Source organism: Luteimonas saliphila, assembly GCF_016774335.1.
In the GTDB taxonomy this organism is placed as follows: Bacteria; Pseudomonadota; Gammaproteobacteria; order Xanthomonadales; family Xanthomonadaceae; genus Luteimonas; species Luteimonas saliphila.
This window is the reverse complement of the sequence record NZ_JAETWA010000048.1, coordinates 111454-128036: the sequence shown is the minus strand read 5'-3', so window position 1 is coordinate 128036 and position 16583 is coordinate 111454. Positions and strand designations below refer to the sequence as shown.

Genomic DNA, 16583 nt, shown 5'->3' with positions numbered 1-16583 from the left:
AGGGAACTCAGGAGCCGCTCAGTTTACCGCATCCTTAAGTGCCTTGCCAGCCTTGAACACCGGGTTGTTCGACGCCGGGATCTGCAGCGGCTCCTTGGTGCGCGGGTTCAGGCCGGTACGGGCCGCGCGCGCCTTGACCGAGAACGAACCGAAGCCGATCAGGTTGACGGCGTCGCCGCGCTTGAGCGCCGCGGTCACCGCGTCGATCATCGCGTCGAGCGCGCGGCCCGCGTCGGCCTTGGACAGACCCGCCTTGTCGGCGACCTGGTCGATCAATTCACTCTTGTTCACTGGCATGTTGGACTCTCCGTGTGCGGGCGCGCGGCCCGCCTTGCTGGGGACCAGGCCTGTCCACGGGGAATCCCGCAACGCCGCCCGGTCTGAGGATGAATGCACGAATCCGTCGCATTTTACGCGGAGCCGCGGCCGAATACGACAGCGGTGGCGACGAATTCCCGGGTGCCGCCGCCCACGATTGCGTTTCGTGAGCCCGGCGTGAACCGGTCAGTGCTTGACGTCGGGCCGCGGCGACGCCTTGTCCTTCCTGCGCCGCACGATCGCCCCTCGGGAAGCCCCGGGTCGCGGCGTCGGCGCCTTCGCCGCGGCGGTGGTGAGCGGGCGCTCCAGCGCGAGGTCGAGCACCTCGTCGATCCACTTCACCGGCACGATCTTCAGGTGTTCGGTGACGTTGGCGGGGATGTCGGCGAGGTCCTTGCGGTTCTCTTCCGGGATGATCACCGTGGTGACGCCACCGCGCAGCGCCGCGAGCAGCTTTTCCTTGAGGCCGCCGATCGCGGTCACGCGCCCGCGCAGGGTGATCTCGCCGGTCATCGCCACTTCCGCGCGCACCGGAACCTTGGTCAAGGTCGAAACCAGCGCCGTGGTCATCGCGATGCCGGCACTCGGTCCGTCCTTCGGCGTTGCACCGTCGGGCACGTGCACATGCACGTCCTGCTTCTGCAGGAAGTCGACGTCGATGCCGAGGCGTTCGGTGCGCGCGCGCACCACCGACAGCGCCGCCGACGCCGACTCCTTCATCACGTCGCCGAGCTGGCCGGTGAGGATCAGGTTGCCCTTGCCCGGCACCAGGGTCGATTCGATCTGCAGCAGGTCGCCACCGACCTCGGTCCAGGCCAGGCCCGTGACCATGCCGATCTCGTTGTCCTGCTCGGCGCGACCGAAGTCGAAGCGGCGCACCCCCAGATACTTGTCGAGGTTCTTCGCCGACACCGCGACCGCCTTGGCCTTGCCCTTGCGCGGGCCGGCCAGCGCGACCTCCTTGACCACCTTGCGGCAGATCTTGGCGATCTCGCGCTCGAGGTTGCGCACCCCCGATTCACGCGTGTAGTAGCGCACGATGTCCTGGATCACGTCGGCGGCGATCTTCAGCTCGTTGTCCTTGAGCCCGTTCGCCTTCACCTGCTTGGGCACCAGGTAACGCGTGGCGATGCTGATCTTCTCCTCCTCGGTGTAGCCGGGGATGCGGATCACTTCCATGCGGTCGAGCAGCGGGCCGGGGATGTTGAGCGAGTTGGAGGTGGCGACGAACATCACCTCGCTCAGGTCGAGGTCGACCTCGAGGTAGTGGTCGTTGAAGGCGTTGTTCTGCTCCGGGTCCAGCACCTCGAGCAGCGCCGAGGACGGATCGCCGCGGAAGTCCATCGACATCTTGTCGATCTCGTCGAGCATGAACAGCGGGTTCCTGGTGCCGGTCTTGTTGAGGTTCTGCACGATGCGCCCCGGCATCGAGCCGACATAGGTCCGGCGATGGCCTCGGATCTCGGCCTCGTCGCGCACGCCGCCCAGGCTCATGCGCACGAACTTGCGGTTGGTGGCCCTGGCGATCGACTGTCCGAGCGAGGTCTTGCCCACGCCGGGCGGGCCGACCAGGCACAGGATCGCACCCTTCATCCGCTTCACCCGGGTCTGCACGGCGAGGTATTCGAGGATGCGCTCCTTGACCTTCTCCAGCCCGTAATGGTCCGCATCGAGCACGTCCTGGGCCTCCCTGAGGTCCTTGCGCACCTTGCTGCGCTTCTTCCACGGCACGCCCAGCAGCCAGTCGAGGTAGTTGCGCACCACCGCCGCCTCGGCCGACATCGGCGACATCTGCTTGAGCTTGTTGAACTCGTTCCGGGCCTTGGTCTCGACCGGCTTGGGCATGCCGGCCTCGGCGATCTTGCGCGCGATCTCTTCGAGGTCGTTGGGCGCCTCGTCGATCTCGCCCAGCTCCTTCTGGATCGCCTTCATCTGCTCGTTGAGGTAGTACTCGCGCTGCGACTTCTCCATCTGCGACTTCACGCGGCCGCGGATGCGCTTCTCCATCTGCTGCACGTCGATCTCGCCGTCGACCAGCCCGACCAGCAGTTCCAGCCTCGCGGCGGTATCGATCGTCTCCAGCAGGCGCTGCTTCTCGGCCAGGCGGACGCCAAGGTGCGCGGACACGATGTCGGCCAGGCGCCCGGGCTCGTCGATGCCCGAGAGCGTCTGCATGAGCTCCGGCGGCAGCTTGCGGTTGGTCTTGACGTACTGCTCGAACAGCGAGACCAGCGAGCGCGCGATCGCCTCCACTTCGCGCGGCTCGCGGCCCTCCGCCGGCTCCACGACATGGCCGACGCCCGCCAGCGTGCCGTCGACCTCGCGCACCTGCGAGACGGTCACGCGCGAAACGCCCTCGACCAGCACCTTGATCGTGCCGTCGGGAAGCTTCAGCAACTGCAGCACCTGCGCGAGCGTGCCGATCTGGTAGAGGTCCTCGGCTTCCGGATCGTCGGTCTCGGCCGACTTCTGCGCCACCAGCAGGATCCGCTTGTCGCCTTCCATCGCGATGTCGAGCGCGCGGATCGACTTGTCGCGCCCGACGAACAGCGGGATCACCATGTGCGGAAACACCACCACGTCGCGCAGCGGCAGCACGGGCAGTTCGAGCGATTCGCTACGGGGTCGATCGGTCATTGCGGGTTCCATGGAAAGCGGTGGGGCGAGGCGCGGAGTGGTCCGCGCAGGACGCTTCCGTTATGGGGCCCGGCGCCGGACGATGCAAGCGCAAGGGTACGAACGCAGCATCCCGCCGCCGGACGGTCGACAGCCGCCAGGCAGGGATGCGGAATGGAACGGCCGGCACGTGGGCAGGCCTGGAGGGACACCCGACCGCGCAGCGCGCGGCGCCGGCGCTCGTGTCCCGGCGCCAGGCAATGCGTTCAGGCGACGAAGCATCGGACGGGCGGCGGTCGCGCCCCCGCATACCAGCACGCCCTACTCGGCCGAGGCTACCTTCTGCGCGGGCGGCGGGGTCTGGTAGATCAGGTAGGGATCGGACTTGTGTTCGATCACCGATTCGTCCACGACCACCTTGCTGACGTTCTCCAGCGACGGCAGTTCGTACATCGTGTCGAGCAGCACCGACTCGACGATCGTGCGCAGGCCGCGCGCCCCGGTCTTGCGCTTGATCGCCTTCTTGGCGATCGCGCTCAGCGCGTCGGGGCGGAACTCGAGTTCCACGCCCTCCATCTCGAACAGCTTGCGGAACTGCTTGCTGATCGCGTTGCGCGGCTCGGTGAGGATCTTCACCAACGCCGCCTCGTCGAGTTCCTCGAGCGTGGCGACCACCGGCAGCCGGCCGACGAACTCGGGGATCAGACCGAACTTGATCAGGTCCTCAGGCTCGACCTGGGCCAGCACCTTGCCGGTCTCGGTCTTGCGCTCGGAACTCTTGAGCTTGGCGCCGAAGCCGATGCCGCTGGCATCGGTGCTGCGCTGCTGGATGATCTTGTCCAGCCCGGCGAACGCGCCGCCGACGATGAACAGGATGTTGCGGGTCTCGACCTGCAGGAATTCCTGCTGCGGATGCTTGCGCCCGCCCTGCGGCGGCACGCTGGCGGTGGTGCCCTCGATCAGCTTGAGCAGCGCCTGCTGCACGCCCTCGCCCGAGACGTCGCGGGTGATCGAGGGGTTCTCGCTCTTGCGCGAGATCTTGTCGATCTCGTCGATGTAGACGATGCCCTGCTGCGCCTTCTCGACGTCGTAGTCGCACTTCTGCAGCAGCTTCTGGATGATGTTCTCGACGTCCTCGCCCACGTAGCCGGCTTCGGTCAGCGTGGTGGCGTCGGCGATCGTGAACGGCACGTTGAGCAGGCGCGCCAGGGTCTCGGCCAGCAGGGTCTTGCCCGAGCCGGTCGGGCCGACCAGCAGGATGTTCGACTTCGCCAGTTCGACGTCGTCGTTCTTGCTGCGGCTCTCGATGCGCTTGTAGTGGTTGTAGACGGCCACCGCCAGGGTGCGCTTGGCGCGCGTCTGCCCGATCACGTACTGATCGAGCACCTCGAGGATTTCCTTGGGCTTGGGCAGCGAGCTGCGCGCCGACTGCGCCTTCTCCTCGAGCTCCTCGCGGATGATGTCGTTGCACAGCTCGACGCATTCGTCGCAGATGTACACGCTCGGACCCGCGATCAGCTTCCTGACCTCGTGCTGGCTCTTCCCGCAGAACGAGCAATAGAGGATCTTGTTGCTGTCGCCGGAACGGCCCTGACGGTCTTCGCTCATGCCTGGATGTGTCTTGCTGCTGCGGTCACGGTTCGAGAATAGCACAGCGCTCGGCGGCGCAAGCCCTGCGCAGCCGGAACGCCATTCGCTTTTTCAATCAAATACTTAAGCGGGCTGGATCGACTCTTCCGGGCGCCGCTCCAGGACCTGGTCGACCAGCCCGTACTCGCGGGCGGCCTCGGCGCTCTTGAAGTTGTCGCGCTCGGTGTCGCTGGCGATGGTCTCGATCGACTGGCCGGTATGGTGGGCCAGGATCTCGTTGAGCCGCTGCTTCATCGACAGGATCTCGCGGGCGTGGATGTCGATGTCGGTCGCCTGGCCCTGGAAGCCGCCCAGCGGCTGGTGGATCATCACCCGCGAATTCGGCAGCGCATAGCGCTTGCCGGCCGAGCCCGCGGCGAGCAGCAGCGCGCCCATGCTGGCCGCCTGGCCGACGCAGATCGTGCTCACGTCCGGCTTGATGAACTGCATGGTGTCGTAGATCGCCATGCCGGCGGTGACGATGCCGCCCGGCGAGTTGATGTACAGGTTGATGTCCTTCTCGGGGTTCTCGGCCTCGAGGAACAGCATCTGCGCCACGATCACGTTGGCGACGTGGTCGTCGATGCCGCCGACCAGGAAGATCACCCGCTCCTTCAGCAGCCGCGAGTAGATGTCGTAGGCGCGCTCTCCGCGACTGGTCTGTTCGACCACCATCGGGACGAGGTTCAGGGCCCTGGTTTCGGTGTGGATCATGGGGTGCGTTCCCGTTGGCGTGGGGCGGGGTTTCCACCCGGCCGAGACTTGTGATGTTACGCGGATGGCGGCGCGGAAGACGCCAGGTCGGGATGCGTCGTCAGGCGGGCCGGGGCCCGGCTTACGGCAGGATCGCTTCCTGGAAGCTCAGCGACTGCTGCGTGTGCTGGGCGCGCTCGGCGATCCAGTCGATCACCTGCTCCTCCATCACCCGGTTCTGCAGTCCCGACATCAACTGGGGATCGTTCCGGTACAAGTCAATGACCTGCTGCGGCTCCTCGTAGGTCGAGGCGATCAGGCGCAGGTGTTCGTTCAGACGCTTGGGGTCGAGGCGCAGCTCGTTGCGGCGGGCGACCTCGCCCACCAGCAGGCCGACCAGCACGCGCTTGCGGGCCGCGTCGAGAAAATTCAGGTGGGCGTCGGCCGGCACGTCGCCGGGATTGCGCCCGTTGCGACGGGCCTGCTCGACCTGCTGCGCAAGCAGGGCGCGCGCCTCGTTCTCGACCAGCTTCGGCGGCAGCTCGACGTGCGCATACACCGCCACCAGCTGTTCGCCCACTTCGCGGCGGAGGCGGTTCATCAGCGCGCCCTTGAGCTCGCGCTCGAGGTTGGTGCGGATGTCGGCCCGGAACTGGTCCATCTGCCCGCTCTTGACGCCGAAGCTGCGGATGAACGTCGCATCGACTTCCGGCAGCTGCGGCTCGGACACCTGCTCGGCCTTCACATGCACCTGGGCGGTGCGCCCGGCCAGCGCCGGCACGCGCCAATCGGCCGGGAACGTGACCTCGAGCGTCTTCTCGCCCCCGGCCTCGATCCCGACCAGTGCGTCCTCGATGTCCTTGAACATGCCGCCCGAACCGAGCACGGTGGCGCCGCGCTCCACGCCTTCGGCAGGCACGCGCTCGCCGTCGATCTGCGACCAGGTCTCGACGTCCACCGCGTCGCCCGCCTGCGCCGGGCGCGTGACCGCGCTCCAGCTGCGGCGCTGCTGGCGCAGGTTCTCGATCATCCGGTCGATGTCTTCCTCGGTGACCTCCGCGGTGTGGCGCACCACGCTGAGCTTGGACATGTCGATGTCGCCGAAGTCCGGCACGACTTCGAACGTGGCGACGTAGGCCAGCTCGCCCTCGCCCTTCTCCTCGCTCGGCTCGATCTTCGGCTGGCCGGCCAGGCGCAGTTCGTTGCTGCGGATCGCCTCGTCGAAGCCCTCGCGCAGCATGCCGTCGAGGACCTCGGCGCGGACCTGCTGGCCGTAGCGCTGCTCGATCACCCTGGTGGGCACCTTGCCGGGGCGGAAGCCCTTGATCCGCGCGGTCCTCGCGATCTCGCGCAGGCGGCCGCCGACCTGGGTTTCGAGCCGTTCCGACGGCAGGCGGAACGTCAGGCGGCGCTCGAGGCTGCCCAGGGATTCGACCGACACTTGCATTGACTCAACTCCTGCCGCGCGGCCATCGCCGCCGCTTCATGATCCGGGTGGTGGGCCGGCGACGTTCCGGGGCCTGCCTGGGCAGGCCGGGCGCGGCCGGCGGAACGGGATATTTTGGCCGAATCCGGGGTTGGCCGCCAGAGCGGGGGCAGACTCCGGGCAAATCGGCCCCTTGGGCATGGCAGGACTCACCGGTTGCAGCCGGGGCCAGTGCCCATACCGGCCCACGGTAAGCGATGGTGCGGGTCCGGGCTGGGCACCACGCCGGGCGGAGCCCGGCTCGCCAACGCTCTCGAACTCGTCGCGTCGCCGACCTGTTCGAGCGGGTTGGTGCGAAAGGGGGGACTCGAACCCCCACGCCTTGCGGCACTGGAACCTAAATCCAGGGCGTCTACCAATTCCGCCACTTTCGCGCGAAGCACATCTTAATTGCACCGCTGCCGGAAAGCGGGGCTAACGCCGGAAGCCCGGAAACGAAAACGCCCGGCCTAAGTCGGGCGATCCGTGGACTGGTGGGCCGTCAAGGGTGAGCCCGGGCCGCTTGCGAACCACCGGTTCGCGCCCGGGCGAACGCCACGCGCGCTGCGCGTGGCCGGGCCTGCGCAGCAGGCGAACCCACAGGTTCGAATCCGGCGACGCGCGCCCGGAAACGAAAACGCCCGGCCTAAGCCGGGCGATCCGTGGACTGGTGGGCCGTCAAGGATTCGAACCTTGGACCTATTGATTAAGAGTCAACTGCTCTACCAACTGAGCTAACGGCCCGCAAAACGGGCGCACATTGTAACAAATGTGCGCGATCCGGCAACCACCAGGAAGGAAACGGCCGGCATGGAAAATGGGGTGGCTGAGGGGACTCGAACCCCCGACATCTGGAATCACAATCCAGGACTCTAACCAACTGAGCTACAGCCACCACTGGAACCTGTACAGGATACCGGAGCGCGACCCCGATCTCCCACCGACGCCCCGCTGGACCGCCGGCACTTCCTTCTATCCGACGCATCCGACGACAGCGTCCTCGCTCCTGCCGCCGCGCCAGCCGGTGCCGTCGTGGCGCGCCCGGCAGGACTCGAACCTGCAACCACCGGCTTAGAAGGCCGGTGCTCTATCCGGTTGAGCTACGGGCGCCTGCGCGCATGATAGCCGTCCCGGACGGAGGGATTGGTCGGGGTAGAGGGATTCGAACCCCCGACATCCTGCTCCCAAAGCAGGCGCGCTACCAGACTGCGCTATACCCCGGCCGGTGACAGGCGGTCGTTCCGAACCCGCGCCGGATCGACCGGCGGGGCCCGACATTGTCCGGAGCGCGTCTCCCGGTGTCAACGCGACGCGACCCGTCGGCGCGCAGGGCGCACGCCGGTCCGCCACGGACCGTGGTGTATTCTGGACCCGGGCTCCAACTTCCAAGGAACAGGGCAACCATGCGCAGCGGCAACCCGGTACTCAAAGAATCCACCTTCCTCGACCTCGGCAGCGGCGCGGTCGTCTCGCGCGACGGCGAGGTCATGACCCTCAACGGCACGGTCAACAAGACCGGCTTCCTGCTGCTGCTGACGGTGCTGACCGCGGCGTTCGCCTGGAACCAGGCGCTCGGCCCGGACGGCACGCCGGCGCCGGGCTTTTCCGTGTACGTCTGGGGCGGCGCGATCGGCGGCCTGGTGCTGGCCGTCATCACCGCGTTCAAGAAGGAATGGTCCCCGGTCACCGCGCCGCTCTACGCGCTGGTGGAGGGCTTCTTCCTCGGCGCCATCTCCGCGTTGTACAACCACTTCTACGAAGGCATCGTGATGCAGGCGGTGATGCTGACCTTCGGCACGCTGTTCGCGCTGCTGTTCGCCTATCGCAGCGGCCTGATCCGGGCCACCGAGAACTTCAGGCTCGGCGTGGTCGCGGCGACCGGTGGCATCGCCCTGGTCTACCTCGCCACGATCGTGCTGCGGATGTTCGGCAAGGACATCCCGATGATCCACGAGAACGGCATCGTCGGCATCGGCTTCAGCCTGTTCGTGATCGTGATCGCGGCGATGAACCTGGTGCTCGACTTCGACTTCATCGAGAGCGGAGTCGAACACGGCGCGCCGAAGTACATGGAGTGGTACGGCGCGTTCGGGCTGATGGTGACGCTCGTGTGGCTGTACATCGAGTTCCTGCGCCTGCTGGCGAAACTGCAGTCTCGCGACTGAAGTCTGCCGGGACGCTGCAGAATGAAGGGCGCCGCTGGCGCCCTTCTTCGTTTCGACGACGAGCCGGCGTCAATTCGTGCGCGGCGTCGCGGGGTCGACGGGATCGCCATCCGCCGGTAGTACCGCGCGCCGCGACGGCCACGCCATGAAAGCGATCGCCACCGCCGCCAGCAGCCAGCAGTACCAGACGCTGCCGACCAGGGCGAACGGCGACACCGTCGCCAGCGACGCGGCCAGCAGCACCTGCGCGCCGTAGGGCAGCAGGCCCTGCGGCACGCACGCGAAGATGTCGAGCACGCTCGCCGCGCGACGCGGGCTGATGCCGTGGCGCTGCGCGATGTCCTTCGCGACGCTGCCGCCGACCAGGATCGCGACCGTGTTGTTGGCGGTGCACACGTCGGTGGCCGCCGCGAGCGCGGCGATGCTGAACTCGCCGGTGCGTCGGCCCCGGTGCCCGCGGGCGAAACGCGCGATCGCCTGCGACAGCCAGTCGAGCCCGCCGGCCGCCTTCATCAGCGCGCCGAGGCCGCCCACCAGCAGCGACAGCAGCAGGATCTCGGTCATGCCCTCGAAACCGGTCCAGATATCCTCGGCGAAGCCGACCAGGTCGTAGTCGACGCCGAGCACCAGGCCGAACCCGCCGGCCAGCACCAGCCCCAGTGCCAGCACCAGCAGCACGTCGAGGCCCGCCAGCGCCAGAATCAGCACCAGCAGGTATGGCAACGCCAGCCACGGTGAGGCCGCTTCCACCGCCTCGACCGGCGCCGCGCTCCCGGCGAAAGCCAGCAGCGCAAGGGTGGCGAGCGCTGCGGGCAGCGCGATCCGGAAATTCTCGCGGAACTTGTCGCGCATCTGCGCGCCCTGGGTGCGCGTGGCGGCGATCGTGGTATCGGAAATCACGGACAGGTTGTCGCCGAACATGGCGCCGCCGACCACCGCCCCGACCACCAGCGCCCGATCCAGACCCGCGGCATCGCCGACACCCACCGCGATCGGCACCACCGCCGCGATCGTCCCCATGGAGGTCCCGATCGCCAGCGACACCAGCCCGGCGACCAGGAACAACCCCGGCAGCAGCAATGCCGCGGGCAGCGAGCCCAGCCCCATCGACACGATCGCGTCGACCGCGCCGATGGCGCGCGACACCTGCGCGAACGCGCCGGCCAGTAGGAACACCAGGCACATCAGCACGATGCCGGGATCGCCCATGCCGCGCAGCAGGGTGTCGACCGCCGCGATCCGGCGTCGCCGCGCGATCCACATCGCCAGCGCGACCGCCGGCAGGATCGCGACCGGCGCGCGCAGCATGTAGAAGCCCATCTCCTCGCCCTGCGCCGAGAAATACAGGCCCGCTCCGAGGAAGATCACCAGGAACAGCAACAGCGGGGTCAGCGCGAATGCGCGGGAGCGGGGAGGCATGCGGCGGCGCCGGGACGGGGACGCGGCGATTGTGGGGCCGCGGGAGGGGACCCGTCATGCCCGCGGCCGGAATGGCGGAACGACACGAGCGGAACGCCCGACGGATTCGTTCTGCCGACCCTCGCGAATACACGCCGAAGGATCGTCGTGCGGATCGAACGCAGCGTGTTGGCGAAGCGCATCGGGGCGGTCGACGCTATGCCCGGCATCCCGATCGCCGGGACCCCACCGCATCGCCCCTGGAACGGGAAACCGCGGCATCCCGCCTTCATCGACGACCACGATGGTCCGCCAATCAGACCCGGCTGGCGATCGCCTTCGCGAACGACATGGTGTTGCCGCTGCCGCCGAGGTCGGGCGTCAGGTTGTCCTGCGCCTCGAGCGTGGCGATGATCGCCTTGCGCAGGCGGGTGGCGTCGTCGGGCTTGCCGATGTGGTCGAGCAGTTGCGCCGCGCCCAGCAGCAGTGCGCACGGATTGGCCTTGCCCTGCCCGGCGATGTCCGGCGCGGTGCCGTGCACCGCCTCGAAGATCGCCGCGTCCTTGCCGATGTTGGCGCCGGGCGCCAGGCCCAGGCCGCCGACCAGTCCCGCGCACAGGTCGGAGATGATGTCGCCGAACAGGTTGGTGGTGACGATGATGTCGAACTGCTCCGGCCGCATCACCAGTTGCATGCAGGTGTTGTCGACGATCATCTCGTTGCATTCGATCTCGGGGTATTGCGCCGCGACCTCGCGCGCCACCTTCAGGAACAGGCCAGAAGTGGTCTTGAGGATGTTGGCCTTGTGCACCACGGTGACCTTCCTGCGGCCGGTGTTGCGGGCCAGCTCGAAGGCGTAGCGGACGATGCGCTCGGATCCCTTGCGGGTGATCTTCTGCAGCAGGGTCGCGGTTTCGCCGTCCTCGGTGATCGTCTGGCCCTCGCCGATGTAGGCCCCCTCGGTGTTCTCGCGCACGGTGATCACGTCCACGCCGGACGGGAAGCGCGACTTCGTGTTCGGGAACGACTTCGCAGGACGCACGTTGGCGTACAGGTCGAAGCGCTTGCGCAATTCGACGTTGATCGAGGAGAAGCCCTCGCCCACCGGCGTGGTCAGCGGGCTCTTGAGCGCGATCGCATTGCGGCGGATCGAATCCATGGTCGCCTGCGGCAGCAGCTCGCCGTGCTTCTCCAGCGCGACCAGCCCCGCATCGGCCTCCTCGTACCGAAGCCCCACGTTCATCGCGTCGAGTACGTACAGGGTGGCGTCCATGATCTCCGGGCCGATGCCATCGCCGCGGATGACCGTGATTGTCTGGGTCATGTGGGGGAATTCCATGCGAAATGGCGCCGCGCGGGCGCGCGACGCCGTAATTGGTTGAATCTGAAATTATGCCCGAAACGGCGTTCAGGCCCCAATCCGACCAAAGTCGGCGGGTGCGCGGCCGGGCCGGTTAGTCCGCAGCGTGCGCGTCGGGAGCTTCGGCCCCGCCCTGCTCCAGCCGGTCGAGGAAATCCACCGCGCGGCGCAGATGCGGGATCACGATGCTGCCGCCGACCACCAGGCCGACGGAGAAGGTCTCGAAGAACTCCTCGCGGCTCACTCCGGCCTCGCGGCACTGGGCGACGTGGTAGCTGATGCAGTCGTCGCAGCGCAGCACCAGGGAGGCGACCAGTCCCAGCAGTTCCTTGGTCTTCACGTCCAGCGCGCCCGCCTGGTAGGTCTGGGTGTCGAGCGCGAAGAAGCGGCGCACCACCTGGTTGGGCTCGGCCAGGATGCGCTGGTTCATGCGCTGGCGGAATTCGGTGAACTCGCGGACGCGGTCGGCTTCCTGGTCGTTCATTTCCTGGCTCATCGTGCAATCCCCTGCGGCCTTCGCCGCATTCCCGTCCGCCAGCCACGCAGCGCCGGGCCAGGCGGCCCGCCACCGCGGAGCGGGCGCCCGCGACCGTGGCCGCGCCCTAGCGCAGCAGTTCGTCGAACTTGCCCGCCCGGTGCAACGCCATCATGTCGTCGTAGCCACCCACGTGCACGTCGCCGACGAAGATCTGCGGCACGGTGCTGCGGCGGCTGCGGGCGACCATCGCTTCGCGTTCGGCCGGGTCGAGATCGACGCGGACCTCGTCCCAGCTCAACCCGCGGCTACGAAGGAAGGTTTTCGCGGCCACGCAATAGCCGCAGATCGCGCTGGTGTAGAGCGTGATCGGCGGTTGCGCGGCAGGCGGCGTGGCGTCCTGTCCCATGCTGGGGGAACCCGGGTTGCGGTGTGGGGTCGAATGGTGGCCCCCTCCCTGCAGCTTTTCCACCCTCACGGGCGAAACGCTGCGGCCGATTAACATCGGATTCACTCGTACGGTGGGACGGCCCTGCATGCTTGCTCCACTTTCCGGAAGATCCTCCATGCGCCTGCGCCCCGCCCGCCACGCCACCCTGCTGCTGACCACCCTGCTGGTCCTGCTGGTCGCCAGCGTCTGCGCGCCGGCGCAGGACAACCGCCTGCCCGACATCGGCTCGTCCGCCGGCACCGTGCTCGGGCCGGCGCAACAGGCCGAGTACGGACGCATGCTGCTGGCGCAGCTGCGCCATTACGGCTACGTGCTGGAGGATCCGCTGGTCGACGGCTGGCTGCAGGCCACCGGCAACCGCCTGGCCGCGGCCAGCGACGACCCGGAGCAACGCTTCACCTTCTTCATGATGAAGGACCGCAGCATCAACGCCTTCGCCACCCTGGGCGGCTACATCGGCATGAACGCCGGGCTGGTGCTGGCGGCCGAGCAGGAGGACGAGGTGGCCGCGGTACTCGGCCACGAGGTCGCCCACGTCACCCAGGCGCACGTGCTGCGCAGCGTGGAGCGCGCCCAGCGCGACAGCATCCCGATCCTGCTGGCGATGCTGGGCGCGATCGCGATCGCGCAATCGGCCGGCGGCAATTCCTCCGACGACGCGGCGATGGCGGCGATGGCCAGCGCCCAGGGCCTGATGGCCCAGCGTCAGATCAACTACACGCGCTCCAACGAATCCGAGGCCGATCGCATCGGCATCCGCACGCTGTCGCGCAGCGGCTACCAGCCCGAGGCGATGGCCAGCATGTTCGAGCGCATGCATGCGGTCTCGCGCACCAACCAGGGCGGCGCGCGCGAGCGCCTACCCGACTACCTGAGGACCCACCCGGTCACCACCACCCGCATCAGCGAAGCCAAGGACCGCGCCGAACGTCTGTCGGGCGGCACCGTCGTGGGGACCGTATCGACGCCCGAGGCGACGCGGACGCAGCGGGTCACGATCGACGGGGTGGCGGTACCCGAGGGGCTGCGCCTGACCGACAACCCGCTGCTGCCCTCCACCCTGGACCTGGGCGGCGGCCTGGACGCGGGCGAGAGCCGCGAATTCGGCTGGGCGCGCGAGCGCCTGCGGGTACTCAGCGCCAACACGCCCGAAGCCGCGATCCGCGAATACGACAGCATCGCCAGGAGCGGGCCGCTCGACGATGCGCAGCGCTACGGGCTGGCAGTGGCCTACCTGCGCGCCGGCCGCGGCGCGGAAGCGGCGACCCACATGGCCGGGTTGCTCGAACGCCATCCGGGCGACCTCTGGCTGGGTGTCGGCCTGGCCGAGGCGGATGCGCGTGCCGGGCGCGCCGAGGCCGCGGACCGGCGATTCGAGGCCTTGCTGGAGCGGATGCCGCGCAATCCCTCGGTCGCACTCGGCTACGCCGACGTACTGGTGGCCCGCAACACGCCGGAGGCCGGTCGCCGCGCGCAGGAGGTGCTGCGCCCGCTGCTGTTCGCCAGCAGCGGCGATCCCGCCTTCCAGCGTACCTTCGCCCGCGCCAGCGAGATCGCCGGCGACCCGGTGCGGGCCGGCGAGGCCTGGGCCGAGGCCGCCTTCCTCGGCGGCCGCGAAGAGCAGGCTCTGGTCCAGCTCAACACGCTGAAGAAGCGCGACGACCTGGACTATTACGCCCGCGCCCGGATCGATGCGCGCATCGCCGCGATCACCCCAGTGGTGCTGGAACTGCGCCGGCAGGGCATCCGCGATCCGGATCTGCGCCGCCGCTGAAGTCGCGTCCGCGGGCCCTGGCGGGTCATATTTCGGTCACAAAACTGTCGTCTAATGCCTGCATCGGCGATCCCGCCGGATCCGCAGGACCCACCGTGCAGAAACGCATCCTGATCGTCGACGACGAACCCGCGATCCGCGAAATGGTGGCCTTCGCCCTGCGCAAGGGCGATTTCGAACCCGCCCACGCCGGCGACGCCCGCGAAGCCCAGACCGCGATCGCCGACCGCGTGCCCGACCTGATCCTGCTCGACTGGATGCTGCCGGGGACCAGCGGGCTGGAACTCGCCCGGCGCTGGCGCAAGGAGACGCTGACGCGCGAGGTGCCGATCATCATGCTCACCGCTCGCGGCGAGGAGAACGACCGCGTCGGCGGACTCGAGGCCGGGGTCGACGACTACGTGGTCAAGCCGTTCTCCGCGCGCGAACTGCTGGCGCGCATCCGCGCGGTGATGCGCCGTTCGCGCGAGGACGACGAGGACGGCAGCGTCAGCGTCGGCCGGCTGCGGATCGACGGCGCCGCCCACCGTGTGTTCGCCGGCGACGAGCCCGTCAGCATCGGCCCGACCGAATACCGGCTGCTGCACTTTTTCATGACCCATCCCGAACGGGTCTACAGCCGCACGCAACTGCTCGACCACGTCTGGGGCGGCAGCGTCTACGTCGAGGAGCGCACCGTCGACGTGCACATCCGCCGCCTGCGCAAGACGCTCGAGCCAGCGGGCCTGGACGGCATGGTGCAGACCGTGCGCGGCTCCGGCTACCGCTTCTCGGCTGCGGTGTGAGGGAACGACCGTGATTCGTGATTGGTGATTGGAAATAGAAAAAGCGGCAAAATCGACAACTTCCTGGCGATTCCGATCGCTTTTCCCAGTCACGAATCACCAATCACCAATCACGGCTTTCAATCCATGCCCCCCCGTGCCCGCGCAGCGTGGACCCGCACCCTCGGCCAGCTTGCGCTGGTGCTGGCGGCTGCGCTGGCGTTCGGCCTGCTGCTGGGCCAGGTTTGGCCGGCGCTCATGCTGGCGGCGCTGGGGGTGGTCGCCTGGCATTACTGGCGGCTGCGCCGTGTGCTGGCGCGGCTGACCTCGCGCCAGCGGCAACCGGTCGCCAGCGGTGAAGGCGTCTGGAACGAACTCGAGCGCCAGCTGCGTGCGAACCAGGAGGCCATGCGCGCGCGCAAGCGCCGGCTGATCGCGATGCTGCGCGCCTATCGCGCGGTCGCCGCGGCCCTGCCCGACGCGGTGGTGGTGGTCGAACGCAACAGCCAGCGCGTGCAGTGGTTCAACGAGGCCGCGACCGCACTGCTCGGGCTGCGCTATCCGCACGACATCGGCCAGCCGATGGGCGAGCGGCTGCGCACGCTGCGGATCTCGCACTGGCTCGCGTCCGGGCGCAACGCCGAGCCGCTGCTCGACGCGCCCTCGCCGACATCCGCCGACATCCGCCTCAACCTGCGCCTGATTCCCTATTCCGAATCCCTGTGGCTGGTGGTCGCGCGCGACGTCACCAAGATGATGCGCCTGGAACAGGTGCGCCGCGATTTCGTCGCCAACGTCTCCCACGAGCTGCGCACGCCCCTGACCGTGGTCCACGGCTACCTCGACATGCTCGACCCGGAAGAGCATCCGGAGTGGGCGCCGATGCTCGCCGAAATGCAGCTCCAGTCGCAGCGCATGACCCAACTGGTGGAAGACCTGCTGACGCTGTCGCGGCTGGAGGCGCAGGAAGGGATCGACAGCGAGACGGTCTCGATGGGCTCGATGCTGTCCACCCTTCGGCGCGAGGCCGAGGCGCTGAGCCAGGGCCGCCACCTGGTGACGGTGGAGGACGCCGCGGGGGTCGACCTCATCGGCTCCACCAAGGAACTGCACAGCGCCTTCTCCAACCTGGTGAGCAACGCCGTGCGCTACACGCCGGCCGGCGGCAGCATCGCGATCAGGCTGGACCGCGACGGCGGCGGCGCCGCCGTGTCGGTGCGCGACAGCGGCTACGGCATTCCCGCCGCGCACCTGCCGCGGATCACCGAGCGCTTCTATCGCGTCTCGACCAGCCGCTCGCGCGAGTCCGGCGGCACCGGCCTGGGCCTGGCCATCGTCAAGCACGTGCTGAACCTGCACCACGCGCGCCTGGAGATCGCCAGCGAAGTGGGACGCGGCAGCATCTTCTCCTGCCATTTCGACGCCGATCGCGTGCAGCCGCGCGAAGGCGCCAATCCCGGAGCCCTCCCGTGAAC

General features: G+C 68.3%; 13 protein-coding genes and 5 tRNA genes. 4 read left to right on the top strand and 14 right to left on the bottom strand.

Going from position 1 to position 16583, the window contains the following annotated elements; translation table 11 throughout:
• Positions 1–18 precede the first annotated feature (18 nt).
• The 10 genes from JMO03_RS20620 to JMO03_RS20575 form a co-directional block, all read right to left on the bottom strand.
• Positions 19–291: an HU family DNA-binding protein gene (locus JMO03_RS20620; RefSeq protein ID WP_202845700.1), complete on the bottom strand. Its 273-nt coding sequence runs from the start codon at positions 289–291 to the stop codon at positions 19–21.
• Between the two features lie 213 nt (positions 292–504).
• On the bottom strand, positions 505–2955 hold the full coding sequence (gene lon, locus JMO03_RS20615) for an endopeptidase La (RefSeq protein WP_202845640.1): 2451 nt from the start codon (positions 2953–2955) through the stop codon (positions 505–507).
• 300 nt (positions 2956–3255) lie between these two features.
• Entirely contained in the window at positions 3256–4542 is a 1287-nt protein-coding gene (gene clpX, locus JMO03_RS20610; RefSeq protein WP_202845639.1) for an ATP-dependent Clp protease ATP-binding subunit ClpX, read from the bottom strand.
• Positions 4543–4647: 105 nt separating this feature from the next.
• On the bottom strand, positions 4648–5277 hold the full coding sequence (clpP, locus tag JMO03_RS20605) for an ATP-dependent Clp endopeptidase proteolytic subunit ClpP (RefSeq protein WP_238346362.1): 630 nt from the start codon (positions 5275–5277) through the stop codon (positions 4648–4650).
• Between the two features lie 121 nt (positions 5278–5398).
• Positions 5399–6703 (bottom strand): trigger factor, encoded by a 1305-nt coding sequence (gene tig, locus JMO03_RS20600; protein ID WP_202845638.1) that lies wholly within the window; start codon positions 6701–6703, stop codon positions 5399–5401.
• A 328-nt stretch (positions 6704–7031) separates the two neighbouring features.
• A tRNA-Leu gene (locus JMO03_RS20595) sits at positions 7032–7116 on the bottom strand.
• Between the two features lie 273 nt (positions 7117–7389).
• Positions 7390–7465 (bottom strand) — tRNA-Lys (locus tag JMO03_RS20590).
• Positions 7466–7539: 74 nt separating this feature from the next.
• Positions 7540–7616: transfer RNA gene (locus tag JMO03_RS20585), tRNA-His, on the bottom strand.
• A 138-nt stretch (positions 7617–7754) separates the two neighbouring features.
• A tRNA-Arg gene (locus JMO03_RS20580) sits at positions 7755–7831 on the bottom strand.
• 34 nt (positions 7832–7865) lie between these two features.
• Positions 7866–7942: transfer RNA gene (locus tag JMO03_RS20575), tRNA-Pro, on the bottom strand.
• A gap of 182 nt (positions 7943–8124) precedes the next feature.
• Here JMO03_RS20575 and JMO03_RS20570 point away from each other — a divergent pair.
• Positions 8125–8886 carry a Bax inhibitor-1/YccA family protein gene (locus JMO03_RS20570; RefSeq protein WP_202845637.1) on the top strand — a complete coding sequence of 254 codons (762 nt, stop codon included), beginning with the start codon at positions 8125–8127 and terminating at the stop codon, positions 8884–8886.
• Between the two features lie 69 nt (positions 8887–8955).
• On the opposite strand, the gene JMO03_RS20565 is transcribed toward JMO03_RS20570, so the two are convergent.
• From JMO03_RS20565 to grxC, 4 genes are all read right to left on the bottom strand, one after another.
• Positions 8956–10305, bottom strand: a complete 1350-nt coding sequence (locus JMO03_RS20565; RefSeq protein ID WP_202845636.1) for a Na+/H+ antiporter NhaC family protein — start codon at positions 10303–10305, stop codon at positions 8956–8958.
• A gap of 295 nt (positions 10306–10600) precedes the next feature.
• Positions 10601–11608 (bottom strand): isocitrate dehydrogenase, encoded by a 1008-nt coding sequence (locus JMO03_RS20560; protein ID WP_202845635.1) that lies wholly within the window; start codon positions 11606–11608, stop codon positions 10601–10603.
• Between the two features lie 130 nt (positions 11609–11738).
• The gene (locus tag JMO03_RS20555; protein WP_238346361.1) at positions 11739–12140 is read right to left on the bottom strand and encodes a carboxymuconolactone decarboxylase family protein; all 402 of its coding nucleotides are present in this window, start codon (positions 12138–12140) and stop codon (positions 11739–11741) included.
• A gap of 106 nt (positions 12141–12246) precedes the next feature.
• Positions 12247–12528: a glutaredoxin 3 gene (gene grxC, locus JMO03_RS20550; RefSeq protein ID WP_202845634.1), complete on the bottom strand. Its 282-nt coding sequence runs from the start codon at positions 12526–12528 to the stop codon at positions 12247–12249.
• Positions 12529–12685: 157 nt separating this feature from the next.
• Here grxC and JMO03_RS20545 point away from each other — a divergent pair, with 157 nt between their 5' ends.
• The 3 genes from JMO03_RS20545 to phoR all read left to right on the top strand — a co-directional run bounded on the left by JMO03_RS20545 (position 12686) and on the right by phoR (position 16581).
• Complete coding sequence (locus JMO03_RS20545) at positions 12686–14344, top strand: M48 family metalloprotease (RefSeq protein ID WP_238346360.1); 1659 nt, start codon at positions 12686–12688, stop codon at positions 14342–14344.
• A 95-nt stretch (positions 14345–14439) separates the two neighbouring features.
• On the top strand, positions 14440–15129 hold the full coding sequence (gene phoB, locus JMO03_RS20540) for a phosphate regulon transcriptional regulator PhoB (RefSeq protein WP_202845632.1): 690 nt from the start codon (positions 14440–14442) through the stop codon (positions 15127–15129).
• A 126-nt stretch (positions 15130–15255) separates the two neighbouring features.
• Positions 15256–16581 carry a phosphate regulon sensor histidine kinase PhoR gene (gene phoR / locus JMO03_RS20535; RefSeq protein WP_202845631.1) on the top strand — a complete coding sequence of 442 codons (1326 nt, stop codon included), beginning with the start codon at positions 15256–15258 and terminating at the stop codon, positions 16579–16581.
• The last annotated feature ends 2 nt before the right edge of the window (positions 16582–16583 follow it).

Excerpts from the sequence above, each read along its gene's own strand:
- JMO03_RS20555 (WP_238346361.1), bottom strand. The coding sequence starts at position 12,140 with ATGAGCCAGGAAATGAACGACCAGGAAGCCGACCGCGTCCGCGAGTTC.
- tig (WP_202845638.1), bottom strand. The coding sequence starts at position 6,703 with ATGCAAGTGTCGGTCGAATCCCTGGGCAGCCTCGAGCGCCGCCTGACG.
- JMO03_RS20570 (WP_202845637.1), top strand. The coding sequence starts at position 8,125 with ATGCGCAGCGGCAACCCGGTACTCAAAGAATCCACCTTCCTCGACCTC.
- clpP (WP_238346362.1), bottom strand. The coding sequence starts at position 5,277 with ATGATCCACACCGAAACCAGGGCCCTGAACCTCGTCCCGATGGTGGTC.
- JMO03_RS20560 (WP_202845635.1), bottom strand. The coding sequence starts at position 11,608 with ATGACCCAGACAATCACGGTCATCCGCGGCGATGGCATCGGCCCGGAG.
- lon (WP_202845640.1), bottom strand. The coding sequence starts at position 2,955 with ATGACCGATCGACCCCGTAGCGAATCGCTCGAACTGCCCGTGCTGCCG.
- JMO03_RS20545 (WP_238346360.1), top strand. The coding sequence starts at position 12,686 with ATGCGCCTGCGCCCCGCCCGCCACGCCACCCTGCTGCTGACCACCCTG.
- clpX (WP_202845639.1), bottom strand. The coding sequence starts at position 4,542 with ATGAGCGAAGACCGTCAGGGCCGTTCCGGCGACAGCAACAAGATCCTC.
- JMO03_RS20565 (WP_202845636.1), bottom strand. The coding sequence starts at position 10,305 with ATGCCTCCCCGCTCCCGCGCATTCGCGCTGACCCCGCTGTTGCTGTTC.
- grxC (WP_202845634.1), bottom strand. The coding sequence starts at position 12,528 with ATGGGACAGGACGCCACGCCGCCTGCCGCGCAACCGCCGATCACGCTC.
- phoR (WP_202845631.1), top strand. The coding sequence starts at position 15,256 with ATGCCCCCCCGTGCCCGCGCAGCGTGGACCCGCACCCTCGGCCAGCTT.